The sequence below is a fragment of the Lapillicoccus sp. genome, assembly GCF_039935575.1.
Taxonomy (GTDB): Bacteria; Actinomycetota; Actinomycetes; order Actinomycetales; family Dermatophilaceae; genus Lapillicoccus.
Genome location: NZ_JBDTKA010000129.1, coordinates 68,089 through 83,119 on the forward strand (window position 1 = coordinate 68,089; position 15,031 = coordinate 83,119).

General features: G+C 69.2%; 11 protein-coding genes. 4 read left to right on the plus strand and 7 right to left on the minus strand.

All coding sequences use genetic code 11. The annotated features are described in order from the left end of the window. Window positions 1-8: 8 nt before the first annotated feature. Both ABI385_RS15645 and ABI385_RS15650 read right to left on the minus strand, forming a co-directional pair. Window positions 9-335 carry a hypothetical protein gene (locus ABI385_RS15645; RefSeq protein ID WP_348104685.1) on the minus strand — a complete coding sequence of 109 codons (327 nt, stop codon included), beginning with the start codon at window positions 333-335 and terminating at the stop codon, window positions 9-11. Between the two features lie 157 nt (window positions 336-492). Continuing rightward, the gene (locus ABI385_RS15650; RefSeq protein WP_348104686.1) at window positions 493-3,828 is read right to left on the minus strand and encodes a S8 family serine peptidase; all 3,336 of its coding nucleotides are present in this window, start codon (window positions 3,826-3,828) and stop codon (window positions 493-495) included. A 129-nt stretch (window positions 3,829-3,957) separates the two neighbouring features. On the opposite strand from ABI385_RS15650, the gene ABI385_RS15655 reads away from it, so the two are divergent. Further along, a complete protein-coding gene (locus ABI385_RS15655; protein WP_348104687.1) occupies window positions 3,958-4,251 on the plus strand; it encodes a hypothetical protein in 294 nt (97 codons plus the stop codon). Window positions 4,252-4,315: 64 nt separating this feature from the next. Continuing rightward, window positions 4,316-5,089, plus strand: coding sequence for an alpha/beta hydrolase (locus ABI385_RS15660; RefSeq protein WP_348104688.1), 774 nt, complete (start codon window positions 4,316-4,318; stop codon window positions 5,087-5,089). 24 nt (window positions 5,090-5,113) lie between these two features. On the opposite strand, the gene ABI385_RS15665 is transcribed toward ABI385_RS15660, so the two are convergent. Continuing rightward, window positions 5,114-6,553, minus strand: a complete 1,440-nt coding sequence (locus ABI385_RS15665) for a GuaB1 family IMP dehydrogenase-related protein (RefSeq protein WP_348104689.1) — start codon at window positions 6,551-6,553, stop codon at window positions 5,114-5,116. A 56-nt stretch (window positions 6,554-6,609) separates the two neighbouring features. Here ABI385_RS15665 and ABI385_RS15670 point away from each other — a divergent pair, with 56 nt between their 5' ends. Beyond that, window positions 6,610-8,079, plus strand: a complete 1,470-nt coding sequence (locus ABI385_RS15670) for a peptide MFS transporter (RefSeq protein ID WP_348104690.1) — start codon at window positions 6,610-6,612, stop codon at window positions 8,077-8,079. A gap of 21 nt (window positions 8,080-8,100) precedes the next feature. Here ABI385_RS15670 and ABI385_RS15675 read toward each other — a convergent pair whose 3' ends face one another. Beyond that, entirely contained in the window at window positions 8,101-9,423 is a 1,323-nt protein-coding gene (locus ABI385_RS15675) for an AI-2E family transporter (RefSeq protein ID WP_348104691.1), read from the minus strand. Between the two features lie 446 nt (window positions 9,424-9,869). Between ABI385_RS15675 and ABI385_RS15680 the strand changes: the two genes are divergently transcribed. Further along, window positions 9,870-10,253 carry a hypothetical protein gene (locus tag ABI385_RS15680; protein WP_348104692.1) on the plus strand — a complete coding sequence of 128 codons (384 nt, stop codon included), beginning with the start codon at window positions 9,870-9,872 and terminating at the stop codon, window positions 10,251-10,253. Window positions 10,254-10,360: 107 nt separating this feature from the next. Here ABI385_RS15680 and ABI385_RS15685 read toward each other — a convergent pair whose 3' ends face one another. The 3 genes from ABI385_RS15685 to ABI385_RS15695 all read right to left on the minus strand — a co-directional run. Further along, on the minus strand, window positions 10,361-12,271 hold the full coding sequence (locus ABI385_RS15685) for a sialidase family protein (RefSeq protein ID WP_348104693.1): 1,911 nt from the start codon (window positions 12,269-12,271) through the stop codon (window positions 10,361-10,363). Window positions 12,272-12,524: 253 nt separating this feature from the next. Beyond that, window positions 12,525-13,316 (minus strand): hypothetical protein, encoded by a 792-nt coding sequence (locus tag ABI385_RS15690; protein WP_348104699.1) that lies wholly within the window; start codon window positions 13,314-13,316, stop codon window positions 12,525-12,527. Window positions 13,317-13,449: 133 nt separating this feature from the next. Next, the coding region (locus tag ABI385_RS15695) for a response regulator transcription factor (protein WP_348104694.1) at window positions 13,450-15,031 on the minus strand (1,582 nt) is incomplete at its 5' end.

Sequence of the window (15,031 nt, forward strand, 5' to 3'; positions counted from 1 at the left end):
GGGGCAGCCTAGCGACGGCCCGAAGGGGGTGCACCGGGCGGCCGGCCCCCAACCTCACCGGAGCCGCGCTCGCAGAGGAACGGACCCCGACCGCCGCCCGAGTGGTATGCGTAACGGTGTCCGTTCGCCTCCAGGACGACCTTGGCTCCGTCGACCATGACCTGCGGGTAGACCATCCCGGGGTGCGGGCAGCCGAGGCTGCGGTCCGGCCACGTGATGCTCTCGGCCGAGACGACCCGGATCTCGTCGAAGGAGAGGCCCAGGCGCGCGCACAGGTCGTCGACGGACTGAAGCGAGACGTGTTCGAGTCCTGTCCTGGCTGGCCCGTCCGTCACGCGACCACTGTGCCACGAGTCAGGGAGGGGCCACGAGTCAGGGCGGGGCCACGAGTCAGGGCGGGGCCACGAGACAGGGCGGGGCCACGAGTCAGGGCGGGCCCTCTCCTTAGTGGGAGGGAGCCCGCCCCGTCGGCGTGCCGAGATACCCCTCGCGTCAGCTGCGGGTGACCGTCAGCGGGGTGATCACCCGAGTCGTGCCGAGGGTGACGTTGGAGCGCGAGATGGACGTCAGAGCCGCTCGTCCGGCGCTGTCTCCCTTCACCGTCAGCGTCATCGTCAGGGACCCGCCCGGCTGGCCGGGCACCGTCGTGATGACGTAGCTGCCTTGCGGCGGACCCGAGATCTGGGCACCGGCAGTCCCGGTGACGTTCTCGGCTCCCACGGTGAGACCCGTGCCGGTCGGAGCGTCCTTGCCGACCGTGCTGGCGTCGTAGGCATACGAGATGTCCTCACCGCCGCCGGTGCCGATCCACACCTGCATCGTTCGCAGCCCGGTGGCCGTCGCGTCGCCGTAGACGTGCACGTTCCACTGGGCAACGAGCCAGCTGTGGACACCGTCGGTGAGCGACCCCAACCGGATCCCTGCGGCCCCCGTGCCGTCCAGGTCGGTCCAGTAGGGCGCGAGTACCCCGTTGGGCCGGGCCGGGTCGGGGAGGGTCTGCGGCGTGAACGCCGTGTCGCCGGAGTCGCCACCCCCGACCACGATATAGCCGTTGGAGTCCATGCCGAGCGACGTGTAGCTCTTGCCGCCGTAGAGGAACGCCGGGACGGTGTAGTTGACGATGTCCTCGTCCCCGATAGCCCGTGGGGCGATCCCGAAGCCGGCCAGGTCGAGGAACCCGCCACCAGGGGTCGTCCCAGGTGCGATGGAGGGGATGGCGTCCTTGGGCGCTGCCAAGGTCCTCCATCCCGTGGTCGCCGACTGGTTCGAGGTGCGCTGACCGCCCGTTACCGAGGTGAGGCTGGTGCCTCCGGTCAGGGTGCTGTTGATGACGACCTTCGCGTCGCTCGCCGACTGGTTGTCTGCCGTGACCGTGCACACCGACGTCGCGCCGACCGCGAAGCTCGACGGGGTGCAGGACTGCGTGAGCGAGACCTGGCCCTGCTTGTTGTTGAACGCCACCGGCAGGTGGACGTCAGGCACACCGGCCGCCTTGAGGGTGATGGAGCCGAACTGCTGACCCTCTGGCGCGTTCGAATAGACCTGGATGGTGAAGGTCTGCGACTCACCGGGACGGATGCGACCCGAAGACGGGGTCACCTTGATGCTGGACTTATCGCCGGCCGACGTGCTGACCGTGAAGTCGTACGCCTTGCCCGACACGTTGAGTGCCGTGCGCTTGACGACGATCGAGCCAGGCATCGTGGGCAGGTTGATCGACGGCAGGTTGAGCTCGACAGCCGTGGCCGGGTCCTGACCCATCGTCGCCATGTTGAGCGCGGACTCGTCGAAGACGATCGGTGCTGTGCCCGCCTTGGTGAGGTCGACCCGACCGGCGCCCATGTCGAACGGGTCGGCGGGGGTCTTCTCGTCCTCCTTGACCACGGCTGTTGTGGCCGTTGTCATCAGGGAGGACTTGATCTGTCCAGGGCTGAGCCAGTTCCGCAGCGCCTTGACCAGGATCGCCGAGCCGGCGATGTGCGGAGACGACATCGAGGTGCCCGCGATTGCCTGGTAGTACTGGCCGGTGGGGCCGGCCGGGATGGCGTCGGGGGTCGGCGTGTTGCCCGCGAGGACCTGGGTGCCCGGCGCGGTGATGTCGGGCTTGAGGAACTGCCCGCCCGGACCACGCGAGGAGAAGGCGGCCATCACGTCAGGGGTGCCCACCGACTTCTCGCCCTGTGGCCACGAGCCGGTCGCAGCCGGGTGAGCGGCAAGGAACGCGAGGAACGCCGTCCCGTCGGCCAGGTGCACGGCCGGCAGGAAGTGGTTGTCCGACTCGGTGTCGGCCAGCGTGGGGTTGTAGAGGATCATCCCCGCCGCACCGCCGGCGGCGACGTTGTAGCCGTCGTCGACCCGACCGACCGGGTTGCCGCGCTGGCAGGCCACGATCTTGCCGGTGGCGGCACCCGCGGTGAGCGGCGTGGAGCAGAGCTTGTCGTAGCCCGGGATGTCCTGAGCCAGCACGATCGGGGTGGGGGTGGTGACGCCGGCCGTCAGCGTGGTCCCCTCGAAGGTCGCTGTCGCGCCACCGTCGGCGACCGTGAGCGTCGAGGTGAACGCGCGCAGCTGCGTGGAGGCGGCCACGGTGGTCACCCAGGGCGACCGGTGCGCGGTCGTCGCCGCACCGGGTCCGCTGTTGCCGGCCGAGGCGGCCACGAACACGCCGGCGTTGTATGCGTCCAGGAACGCCAGCTCGACCGGGTCGGAATAGGGGTCGTTCCCGCCCGAGATGGAGAAGTTGATGACGTCCGCGCCGTCCTTGATGGCCTGGGCCACCGCCGCGGCTGAGTCGGAACTGAAACAACCCTCGGCTCCGCAGACCTTGTACTCGAGGACCCAGGCCCCGGGAGCAACGCCACTGATGGGACCACGGTCCACCCCGAGGTCCAGCGCGTGCGCGACGCGCTCGCCGGCCGCCGTGGTCGTGGTGTGGGTGCCGTGCCCGTCACTGTCGCGCGCGGAGTCGGCGTAGACCTCTTTTCCGGGGTAGACCACGTTGTAGCTGTCGAGGAACGGCTTGCCCCCGATTACCTTGTGGTTGCACTGGAACACGTCGGTGGCGGGAGTGAGCGGGTTGTCCCCGAAGATGCAGGGCCGAGCCTGCCCGCTGGGGGCGCCGGGAGGCGTACCAAGAGCGGGGTTGTCGGCGAGCATCGGGTGCTCGGGCCAGATACCGCTGTCCAGGTCTGCGAAGATCACGCCCTTGCCCGACAGCGTCTGACCGCCGGTCTGGGACCAGATCGCGGGGGCTCCGATGAACTGCGGGCCCTCCTCGATGGCGTCCGGCTTCTGCAGGGAGTCGCTCTGCACGGCGGCGACGCCGGCCAGACCGACGAGGTTCTTGGCCTGGTTGGCGGGCAGCTTGACCGCGAGACCGCCGTAGACGGTGCTCAGGGTGGTGCCGGCCTTGGCGGCTGGGACCTTGGCCGCCAGCGCCGCGCGGAAGGAGGAGTCGATGGAGCCGGTGTAGGCGGCGTACGCCTTCTCGGCGGCCGATGACCCGGTGAGCTTCTTGCCGGTCACCCGGGGACTGGTTGCCGGCAGGCCCCGGAGCCCACCTCGGTAGCTGGCCGAGGCGTCGTAGTCCAGCTTGACGACGACGTTCACCGTCGCCGCGTCGGTGCGGGCCAGTAGCGCTTGGTCGCTCTTGGCCAGCTGCCCTGACTCGGACTTGAGGCTTGAGAAGCTCGACGCCGGGCTGATCGCCTTGGCTGTGAAGGTGTTCGGTCCGTTGGCCGCTGACGCCCCGGTCGGCATCAGACCCAGCGACCCGGCAAGTGTGAGCGTGCCCGCCCCTGCGAGAAGGCAACGTGCAGTGCGATTCATGCAGACTCCTAGATATGGGCCACGTCCGCCCGCGACCCCTACCGGGACCCTAGGTGAGACGGGCCCCTGAGGCGAGGGGACAAATCGGTCATTCTCCGGCGTTTGGTTTGCTGCAGGACAATGCTTGGTATGCCGCGCGCAAACCGAAGGCGTCGGGACGACCCGCCCGACGTATCCCGGCTGGGCGGGACGACAAGCACGACGAGCTACGCAGGTGGTCTGTGGACGGTGCGGCGGCTGTCCGGCGCGGGGTCGACGCACCCCTACCGCTGTCCCGGGTGTCAGCAGGAGATCGCGCCCGGCATTCCGCACGTCGTGGTCTGGCCCGCCGACGGCGTCGGTGGGGTAGGGGACCGGCGGCACTGGCATACCGGCTGCTGGCTGCGCCGTGACGCGCGGCCCGCCGGCAACGCCTACCGCTGAGCCCGGCCTTGCCGAGACCGGATGGGCTGACCACGAGTGGTTCGACGGTGGGTAGCCTGCGCGAGTGAGCCGCGACCCCGACGAGATCCGGGCCAGCTCGATCCTTCCCGCCCGTCGCGAGGACGTCGAGCTGCACACGGCGGACGGCCTGACCCTGGTCGGCGAGCTGGCGCTGCCGCTCGAGCGCGACCCCGTCGGGACGCTTGTGACATTGCATCCGTTGCCGACCCACGGCGGGTTCATGGACAGCCACATCTTCAAGAAGGCGTCCTATCGGCTGCCGGCGCTGGCGGACCTCGCCGTGCTGCGGTTCAACCTGCGCGGGGTGACGTCGCCGCGGGGGACGTCAGAGGGAACGTTCGGCAACGCCGAGGGCGAGCGGTTCGACGTCGCGGCAGCGATCGAGCTCGCTGATTTCCACGAGGAGCCGGAGCTGCCCAACCGCTGGCTCGTCGGCTGGTCGTTCGGCACCGACCTCGCGCTGATGTACGGCAATGACCCCTCGATCTCCGGCGCCATCCTGCTCAGCCCGCCACTGCGGTACAGCCGTCCTGAGCACCTCGAGGCTTGGGCCGCATCTGGAACGCCGCTCGTGGCCTTGGTTCCCGAGCTCGACGACTACCTGCGGCCGACGGAGGCACGGGCGAGGTTCGCGGCTGTCCCGCAGGCCGAGGTCGTCGCGGTCGCCGGGGCCAAGCACCTCTGGGTAGGCGAGCCCTACGTCCGGCGCGCGCACGAGGAGATCGTGGCCAGGGTCAACCCTGCCGCGCTGCCGCTGCCGACGACCTGGCCTGCCGCCCAGCAGAAGCACGAACCACACCCGGCCCGCGCTGTCTGAGGTCCTTCCGGACTCGACAGCAGCTCACCAGGAGGTATGCAGCGGCGCGCCTTCGGCGAAGCCGGCTGTGCTCTGCAGCCCCACGACCGCCTGCTCGTGGAACTCCTCGAGGGTCCGCGCGCCGGCATAGGTGAAGGCGGACCGCACCCCGGCCGTGATCGCGTCGATGAGGTCCTCGACGCCAGGCCGGGCCGGGTCGACGAACATCCGGGCGCTGGAGATGCCCTCCTCGAACAGCGCCTTGCGAGCGCGGTCGTAGGAGGACTCCGCCGCCGTGCGCGTCCGCACGGCGCGCGACGACGCCATCCCGAACGACTCCTTGTATGCCCGTCCGTCGGCACTCGTCTGCAGGTCGCCGGGTGACTCGAGGGTGCCCGCGAACCACGACCCGATCATCACGTTGGACGCCCCCGCCGCCAGGGCCAGGGCGACGTCGCGGGGGTGTCGGACTCCGCCGTCGGCCCAGACGTGCTTGCCGAGTGACCTTGCAGCAGCTGCACATTCGAGTACCGCTGAGAACTGCGGACGTCCGACTCCCGTCATCATCCGGGTCGTGCACATCGCCCCTGGCCCGACCCCGACCTTGACGATGTCGGCACCGGCCCGGACCAGGTCGCGGACGCCGTCCGCCGACACGACGTTGCCGGCGCAGATCGGCACGTCGACACCCATGTCGCGCAAACCGCGCAGCGTCTCGAGCATCTTGTCCTGGTGCCCGTGTGCAGTGTCGACGACCAGGAGGTCCACGCCGGCCGTCACCAGCTCCTTGGCCCGTCCGGTCACGTCGCCGTTGATGCCGACGGCCGCCGCGATGCGCAGCCGCCCCCGGTCGTCGGCGTTCGGGGTGTAGAGCGTGGCCCGCAAGGCCCCCTGCCGGGTGAGTATGCCGACCAGCCGACCTTCACCGTCGACGGTAGGAGCGAGCCGGTGACGGGCGTCCCCGAGCGCCGCGAAGGCGGCCTCGGGAGCGATTTCGGCAGGGAGCGTGACCAGCCCGCGGCTCATCACGTCCTGGACCTGCGTGAAGCGGTCGACGCCGCCGAGGTCCGCCTCGGTGACCATGCCCACGGGTCGTCCGTCTGGTGTGACCACAACGGCCGCGCCATGGGATCGCTTGTGCAGCAACGTCATCGTCGCACCCACCGTCTCGGTGGGGTCGACCGTGATGGGAGTGTCAGCCACGAGGTGGCGGGACTTGACGAAGTCGACGACGTCGGCGACCACCTGGGTGGGGATGTCCTGCGGGATCACGCTGACCGCACCGCGCCGCGCGACGGTCTCCGCCATCCGTCGACCCGAGACTGCGGTCATGTTCGCCACCACGAGCGGCAGCGTGTTGCCGGTCCCGTCCTGGCAGCTGAGGTCGACGTCCATCCGCGAGGTGACGGACGATCGGCCCGGGACCATGAAGACGTCGTCGTAGGTCAGGTCGAAGGACGGCTGCAAACCGTTGAGAAAATGCACCGCATGAGGCTACGCCGGATGCTGCGCAGCGAGTGCCTTGCGTGGGACCGTGAGCCATGACCGACGTCGCGGGGGACCGGCAGAAACAGGACGGGGACACCTCGTTCTTCGGACAGCCGAGGGTTCTCTCGAACCTGTTCGGCGTCGAGCTGTGGGAGCGGTTCAGCTTCTACGGCATGCAGGGCATCCTGCTGATCTATCTTTACTATTCCGCCGACAAGGGTGGGCTCGGGATCGACCAGGCCACGGCGACCGGCATCGTCGGCGCATACGGCGGGTTGGTCTATCTCTCGACGATCGCCGGCGCCTGGCTGGCCGACCGGCTGATCGGCGCCGAACGCACCCTCTTCTACGCAGCGGCCCTCGTCATGTCCGGTCACATCGCGCTCTCGATCCTGCCCGGACTCGTCGGCGTTGGCGTCGGGCTGGTGCTGATCGCCGTCGGAAGCGGGGGGGTCAAGGCCAACGCCACCTCGCTCGTCGGGACGCTTTACTCCGAGAAGGACTCCCGGCGGGACGCCGGGTTCTCGATCTTCTACATGGGCATCAACATCGGGGCGCTGATCGGGCCCCTGCTGACGGGGCTCCTGCAGTCCAACCTCGGCTTCCACTGGGGTTTTGCCCTCGCGGCGGTCGGTATGGCGGTCGGCCTCATCCAGTACTCGGTCGGACGCAAGCGGCTGGCCGAGGTCGCCAACGAGATCCCGCACCCGCTCCCGTCGTCGGAGCGGACCCGCTACATCGCCGGCGTCGTGGTCGCTGCCGTGGTCATCCTCGTGCTGGCCCTGACCGGCGTCCTGCGCGCCGACCGGCTTGCCACGATCGTCATCGGTGTCACCATCGTGGCGACGGTCATCTACTTCGCGATCATCCTCACGAGCAAGCTCGTGACCGAGGTCGAACGCAAACGGGTCATCGCGTTCATCCCGATGTTCCTCGTGAGCGCGGTGTTCTGGTCGCTCTACCAGCAGCAGTTCACAGTGCTGACGATCTACTCGGACAAGCAGCTCGACCGCAGCATCTTCGGGTGGGAGATGCCCGTGCCGTGGGTGCAGTCGATCAACCCCGTCTTCATCATCGTGCTGTCCGGGGTCTTCGCGGCCATCTGGACCAAGATGGGCGACCGGCAGCCGCCGACCCCCTACAAGTTCGCTGCCGGGACCGTCGTGATGGGCATCGCGTTCCTGCTCTTCATCCCGATGGCCAGCACCGAGGCCAACTCGGCTCCTCTGCTCGGGGTGATCGGGGTGATCTTCGTCTTCACCATCGCCGAGCTGCTGCTGTCGCCGGTGGGCCTCTCGCTCGCGACCAAGCTCGCGCCGCAGAAGTTCCACACGCAGATGGTCGCGTTGTTCTTTCTCTCGGTCGCGCTCGGGACGGCGATGGCCGGCCGGCTCGCCGAGGGATACACCGTCGAGAACCAGGTGCCCTACTTTGCGATCCTCGGCGGGATCGCCATCGTGGTGGGCGTCGTCCTGGCGCTGGTCACTCCCTGGCTCCGTCGCCTGATGGGCGGGGTGCGCTGACAGCGCTGCTACGAAGCGCAGCTAGACCCGTCTCATCCGCGGCACGAGCACCTCGTCGTAGAGCAGCAGCAAGCCGGCTGCTGCCGGGATGGCGAGCAGCGCACCGAGCGCACCCAGCAGGGTGCCGCCGATCAGGGCGGCCACGATGGTCACGGAGCCGGGCACGGAGACGGTGCGCTGCATGATCCGCGGCGCCACGAGGTAGTTCTCGGTCTGCTGGTAGATGATGAAGTAGACGAGCGCGATGACCGCCTTCGTCGGGTCGTCGAACAGGGCCACCACTGCCACGAGGACAGCGCCGAGGGTGGCGCCGACCATCGGCACCAGCCCGAGGAACCCGACCGCCACTGCCAGCACCGCGGCATACGGGATGCCGACGATCGTCATCATCACCCAGGAGAAGCAGGCGTTGACTCCCGCCACGACCACCTGCCCGATCGCGTACGACCCGACCCGGCGCATGATCTCCTCGGACAGCGAGATCACCCGCGGGCGGCGGCTGGCGGGGACGACCGCGTACGCCGCCTGCTTGAGGGTCGGGAGCGACGACAGGAAGTAGAGGGTCAGGACCAGCACCGTCAGGGTGGAGAAGATCCCCGACGCGATGATCCGGCCCGCGCCGAGCACGCCGCCGGCGACCTCAGACATGAACTGGCTGTCCGTGAGGCGTTTGTTGATCTCTTCCTGGACCTTGTCGATCACGTGGTAGTGCTGGTCGATGTCCTGGATGCGGGGGTTCTGCAGGAGGTTGTCGAGGTAGCCGGGAGCGTTGCGGGCCAGGTCAGCGGCCTGCTGGGTCACGGGTGGGACCACGACGATCCCGAGGAGAACGAACACCGCGACGGCCAGGGCGAACACCGCCGTGACCGCGCCGCCGCGGCGCAGGCCGCGTCTCACGAGGAACTCGACGAGCGGGTTGAGAGCCAGGGTGAGGAAGAAGGCCACCGTGAGCAGGGTGATGACGGTGCCCAGCGAGGCAACCGCCTGCCAGAGCGCGTATGCCGCGAGCACCCCGATCGCGCCCACGAACCCCACGTAGAAGGGCGACTGTCGATTGAGCGGGCGGCCCACCTGTCCGAAGGGACGCGAGGTACCTTCTCGGCCGGCGGATGCCGAGGCTGCTGACGGCGAGACGGCCGGGCGGCGGGTGGAGTCGACGAAGTCCGAAGAGTCCGCCGCCGGCGCTCCCAGGGGGAGGGTGTCGCTGAGCAGGTCGTGCGTCAGCTGGTCGTCCTCGGGGGGTTCGTCGGACCGAGTCTCCTCAGCCCAGGACGCCGCGCTGCGCCGTGTCGCCGCGACCCGCTCGCGCTGCCGCTCCCGGAACGCGCGCAGCCGGTCGAGCATGTGTCAAACCCTAACGGCGCGGCAGTCGATGCCCCTTGAGGCGCGTCGGACATGAGCGACGTGGACATCTTCGAGGTGCGTGGGTGCGCGCGGTAGTCAAGCAGGCATGCCTGTCGAGGGCATCACGGGAAATGGCGAGCTCACGTCATGACGGTTCCCCGCGCGGGCAGGGTATGCCCGGACCGGTGATCGAGTCATGGGACGGTGCTTATAGTCGAAAGATGCGGCGAGGAACAGCTGACGAGCCTCGACGGACGGTGCACTCGGCGCGGGTCCGGGCTGTCTCGCTGGCCCTGGCCGCTGCCGGCGGCATCGGTCTCGTGACCTCATGCGGAGGAGCCCTGTCGCCGCGCTCGGTGGCCGCATCCGGCACGAGGTCAGGAACCGTGATGGCTCCGGCTGCGAATAGCTCTGCGACGTCGTCGTTGCCAGGGCCTGGAGGTCAGATGAGCGCGAGCGTTCCGGATGACGTGGTCGTGGGGTACGCCGAGCGTGGCCAGGTGGTGACCCTGCACGTCGGTCAGCGCCTGGTCGTCACACTTGGCGACGGTTGGGTCGCTCCGTCGGCGCATTCGGTCGCCCGCGACCCGGAGCCGCCGTTGCAGTCCCTGTCGACCGTACGGGCCGTCGGGTACCCCACGGGGCCGGCCGTGTCGAGGTTCATCGCTGTGCGCCCTGGCGCTGCGCTGGTGTCCGCGCATACCGACGCGGCGTGCTTGCACGGGGCGCCGCCCTGCGCCATCGCCCAACAGGTCTTCGATCTCAGCGTGCAGGTCACGCCGGTGCCCGGTACTGGATCGGGCCCGCTGCCCAAGCCTGCAGCGACCTGACCCGACGACCCGACGCATACGTGCGTGCGGACGTCAGCCTGCTGCTCACGCAGTGGCGCCCCGGTCCGGACCAAACCCGGAACGGGGCGCCAGCGTGGGAGGTTCGGCTACGGGATGGGCACCGCTGCCGTGTAGATGTCCTGGTCGTTGGCGAAGGGCGCGTTCGGCGCCGAGCCGCTGCAGACCGTTGGTGCGACCGCAGGCGTGCCGGTCCCCGGGCAGAGGAACTCATCGACGGTGCGGGTGTCCGACCACACCGGGTATGCCGTGGTGTCGGTGACCGTGAGGCCGGCGTAGTCGCCGTAGAACAAGCCGGCGAACTGGGTGGGCGGCGGCATCGGCGCGGAGGTGGCCCGCTTGTGGGCGAAACCGACCCGGTCATGCGACGCCGACACCGTGATGTCCGAGTTGCCGGTGGTGTTGTCGTTGCCGTAGGAGCGGTCGTAGTAGCTGGCCACGAGCGTGCCTGACGGGGTGAAGGCAGCCCACTGCCAGAACTGGTCGGTGCTCGTCTGCTTCGGGCTGTCGGTGACTACCGGCAGCTGCCGCGGGTCGATGCTGGTGCCGGAGAAGGAACTTCCCTGGTCACCGGACACGCTGTAGACGATGTCGTTGTTGCAGCCGCCGTCCTTGACGCCTGCGTAGGTGTTGCCCCCGAAGGCGGAGAACCCGGTTGGGGTGCAGCCGCGCTGCTCGTTGGAGTTGCGGTTGATGTACGAACCGAAGGTCACCACAACCCGGTTCGGGTCGGTCGGGTCGGCAGCACCGACCGGGTAGTTGCTGGCCCGGAAGATCGAGTTCTGGCTCGCGCCTTTCTCTGGGACGCAGGCCCGTCCCGCGTCAGCCCCACCTTGGTAGGTGGCGCAGTCCGGGAGCTCGAAGTAGTCGCCGACCTTCACCGGCGCACTGAAGCTGGCGCCGCCGTTGGTGGACCGGGAGAGCAGCACCTGGCTGCGGTTGTCCGGCCCGGTCACGGCGTTGTTGAAGTTGTTGTAGACGACGTAGAGCGTGCCGTCCTTGCCGACGAAGGGCTGGGAGTCCTGGTTCTGGTTGCAGCCGCCCTGCGGTGTCGGCAGGCCGAAGCTGTTGCCGCACAGCCGGCTGTTCCTGCTGACCAGGACCGGTGCCGAGAACGTCTCGCCGTAGTCCTTGGAGTACGCCTCGTAGATGTAGCCGGTGCCGTCGGCGGCGAAGGTGGTCCACGTGACGTAGACCCGGTCGGCGTACTTGCTGCCCTTGTTGCTGTCCACAGTCAGCAACTGCTTGTCCAGCAGCACGTTGCCGGCGCCGGCGGTGTCGTTGTTCGTGGCCACGGGCCGCCCGGGGAAGTTGAACGAGGCGCCTTGGGTGTGGGTGGACCGGTAGACGTAGAAGGCGCTGGACTGGTCCGGGTTGGGGGTGACCGCGCTCCCGCGGTTGAACTGCTGGCAGGAGAGGTAGACGTTGCCCTTGGTGTCCCAGGCAACCGACGTGTCACCACCGGCCTGCCAGTACTCCCGGGCCTTGCCGACGAAGTCGCCGCGGGTGAAGCCGTTCGGAGTGGTCGTGTCGGCCCAGGTGCGACCGCCGTTGAGGGAGTACGAGACTCCGCAGGTGCCGTCGCCGCGCCGGTAGTCGTTGTAGCTGGCCACGACGTGGTCCGGATTGTTCGGGTCGACCGCAACCGACGTCTCGTTCTGCGACTGGCCACGTCCCTGCAGGTCGACGTCGCTGAGATTGAGGCAGTTGACGTTGACCTTCACGTTCGAGCCTCGGTCAGCGCGACACCCGTTCGGGCCGGGTGTCTGTGGAACCGTCAGGGCCGCTGCCCGAAGCGGTGCTGCGCTGCGCGCCTGTGGCTGCGCCGCGAGGTCGAGCTCGCTCGCGAGCAGGCCAGACACGTGCCGTTTTTGGATCTGGTTGAGGTTCTGGAAGCCAAACGTCTGCGCGGACGCCTGGGATGCGCCGAGGGTGAAGATCGATGCGGCGGCCAGGGCCCCGGCGGTGATGAGGACCGCAGACTGTTTCAAGGTGGGCATGCACGTACTCCTCGCATAAGGGTGATGGGGAGTCGACACAGGCGCCTCACGTGCGGGTGCTGCTCAGTCTCCATTCCGCCACCGGCTGCGGGCCGCACGTTCCGTCCCGGCCGCCGGGGCTGCTCGAAAGATACGAAAGGGGCGTCTGGACGTCCCGACCGTAGACCCGCATCGAAATGACAGCAACCCCACGCGGCAGGGCACAGCGGCGCGTGGACGATGTAGGACATCGTGGGTTCGTGAGCGCGGACACTCAGGGGGTTTTGGCACCTGGTCGCGCCGACCACGCCACCACGCCCGCCATGGCAAGCGCAAGCAGCAGCCCCACCAGGCCGGCGCCCGCGTTGAGGCCGCCTTCGGTGGTCGGTTTTCCGAGCCAGTCCGCGATCGAGGCGCCCAATGGGCGGGTCAGCACGTACGCCGACCAGAAGCAGGCGACAGCGTTCCATCTCAGGAACCGGTAGCCGATCACAGGAAGGAGGATAAGGACAGCGAACGCGACGGCGGTGGTCAGGTAACCCAGATGCAGGGTGACCGCAGCCATGTCACCCAGGGCGGTCCCCATCGCGAAGGTCAGCACCACCGCCGCCCAGTAGTAGACCTCCCGAGTCGACGTTGTCACCGCGTGGACGTCGACCGTCCCTTCGCGTTGTCGCCACAGCAGGAACACCCCAGCGAGCAGGACGGCGCACCCGAGGAACGACAGCACGTATGGCACCCGCAGCACCACGTGTGCGACGTCTGCGACCATCGTCCCGAAGACGCCGACCATCCCTACTGCCAGCCAGTAAGCCCACGGGACATATCGGCCCCGGGTGAGCTGGATCGCCAGTGCCGCCACGAAACCGACGAACCCGAGAACCACTGCCAGCTCAGGGACCATAGCCCGGATCGACCAGTCCGAGACCGACTCTCCCATCGCCGTCGACAGGCCCTTGGCGGCCCAGAACGCGACGCCAGGCAGCGCCACGCGGGACACCTGGCGCAGCCCAGCGCCCGGCTGCTTCGGTACCGCGACGAGACCTACGGACAGCGGATCCTTCACCAAGCTGCTTCTCCTTCGGGCCGGCAGGAACCCGGTCATCCTCGGGTCACCGCCTGTGAGCAACCTGGGGGCATGCCCGGCTGCGAGAACTGTTCGTCACCCCCGGCGGCGTGCTGGACGGCCCCCGCCACGCTCAGCTGGACAACAAGCCCTGGCGACGGGCGATGGCGGCGGCTTCGGTCCGTCCTGCCGCCCCGAGCTTGGCGAGGATGTTCGAGACGTGCACGCTGACCGTCTTGGTGCTGATGAACAGCTGGCGGGCGACCTCGCCGTTGCTGCGGCCCTGGGCAACGAGGGCGAGGATCTCGCGCTCCCGCGCGGTCAGGGTCACCGCAGCAAGAGCCGGTTCGTCGCGTCTGCGCGCACCTCGGCTCGACCCGCTCACCGTGCGCAGCTCGCGCACCAGCGGGTCCGCTCCGAGTCGTCGCGCCGTGGTCCTGGCCTGCGTGACGAGCTCGCGGGCACCGGCGACCTCGCCGGTGGTGTGCAGGACCGCAGCCAGCCGGGTCTGTGAACGCGCGACCTCGTAGACGTGGCCCAGCTCGTCGAACGCCGCCACGCTCGAGCGCCAGGCCTGACCCAGAGTCTCCGGATCGGGAGGCTCGACATCGGCGAGCCAGTGCAGCCGCAGGTGCTCCGCCTCTAGCCTGGCCCGCCATGCCCGTGCCTCGACCCGCGACGCCCCGTCGAACGAGCGGCCCTGCCAGAACTCGGCCGCGGCCGCGGCGTAGCCGTCGCCCAACCGGGCCAGCTTCACTCGTTCCGAGCGGGACCGGTCGGCCACGTGACCGGCGAGCTGCCCGATGAGCAGGGCGTGCAGCCGCAGCCGTACCCACAGCGGCGTGACCGGCCAGAGCCGCTCGAGAGTCGTCACGGCGTCGTCGTGGATCGCGATGGTGGACTCGAGGTCGAGGCGGTCCCCGTAGAGGTCGACGGCCGCGCAGGCGCTGCAGACGACGATCATCCCGTCGCGTTCCCAGAACGGCCGCACCATCGCGACGTGAGCGATCCCGTCCGCGGAGCCGCGACCGGCCTCGACGGCCAGCCGGACCGACGTCAAGAACGCCTCCACGGCCGGCGGCGGCAGCTCACCCCCGGACCCGAGGACAGCCACCGCGTCGTCCCAGTCGCCGAGCGCATACGAGCTCAGTGCGGCGAGCCCGCGGGCGTCGAGGCCGTAGGGCGCCCATGGCCGCCGGGCGTCGAGGGCCCGTTCGGTGGCCGCGAGGTACGCCTTGCGGGCCCGGACGAAGTCTCCGGTGCCGTAGTGAACACCTCCCAGCTGGTGCAGGCCGCGTAGCTCGACGTCGGCGTCGTCCAACGCCCGGGCCTGGTCGAGCACGTCGTCGAGCCGGGCGAGCGCGGCGCGGCGGTCGCCCGTGAGGTCGTCGATCTTGGCGAGCACCAGAGCCGTGGACTGGGCGAGGTTGCGCAGTCCGAGCGACGTGGCGAGCTCGATCGCCTCGGCGGCGTAGCGGGCCGAATCCTCGTTGCTGGAGCCTTGCAGCAGTGCCTTGGCGTGCACGGCGAGGGCTTCGGCGCGCAACGGTGACGGGGGTGACTCGGGAACCAGCTCCAGCGCCGCGGTCGTGAGCATGAGGGGGTTGAGGTCGATCTCGGTGAGGTATGCCGTCGCTGCCTGCGCGATGAGCAGCCGGGCGCGGGCCTCGGGTGCGGCGCTGGGCGGGAGGGCGGAGAGGTTGGCGGCCACGAGC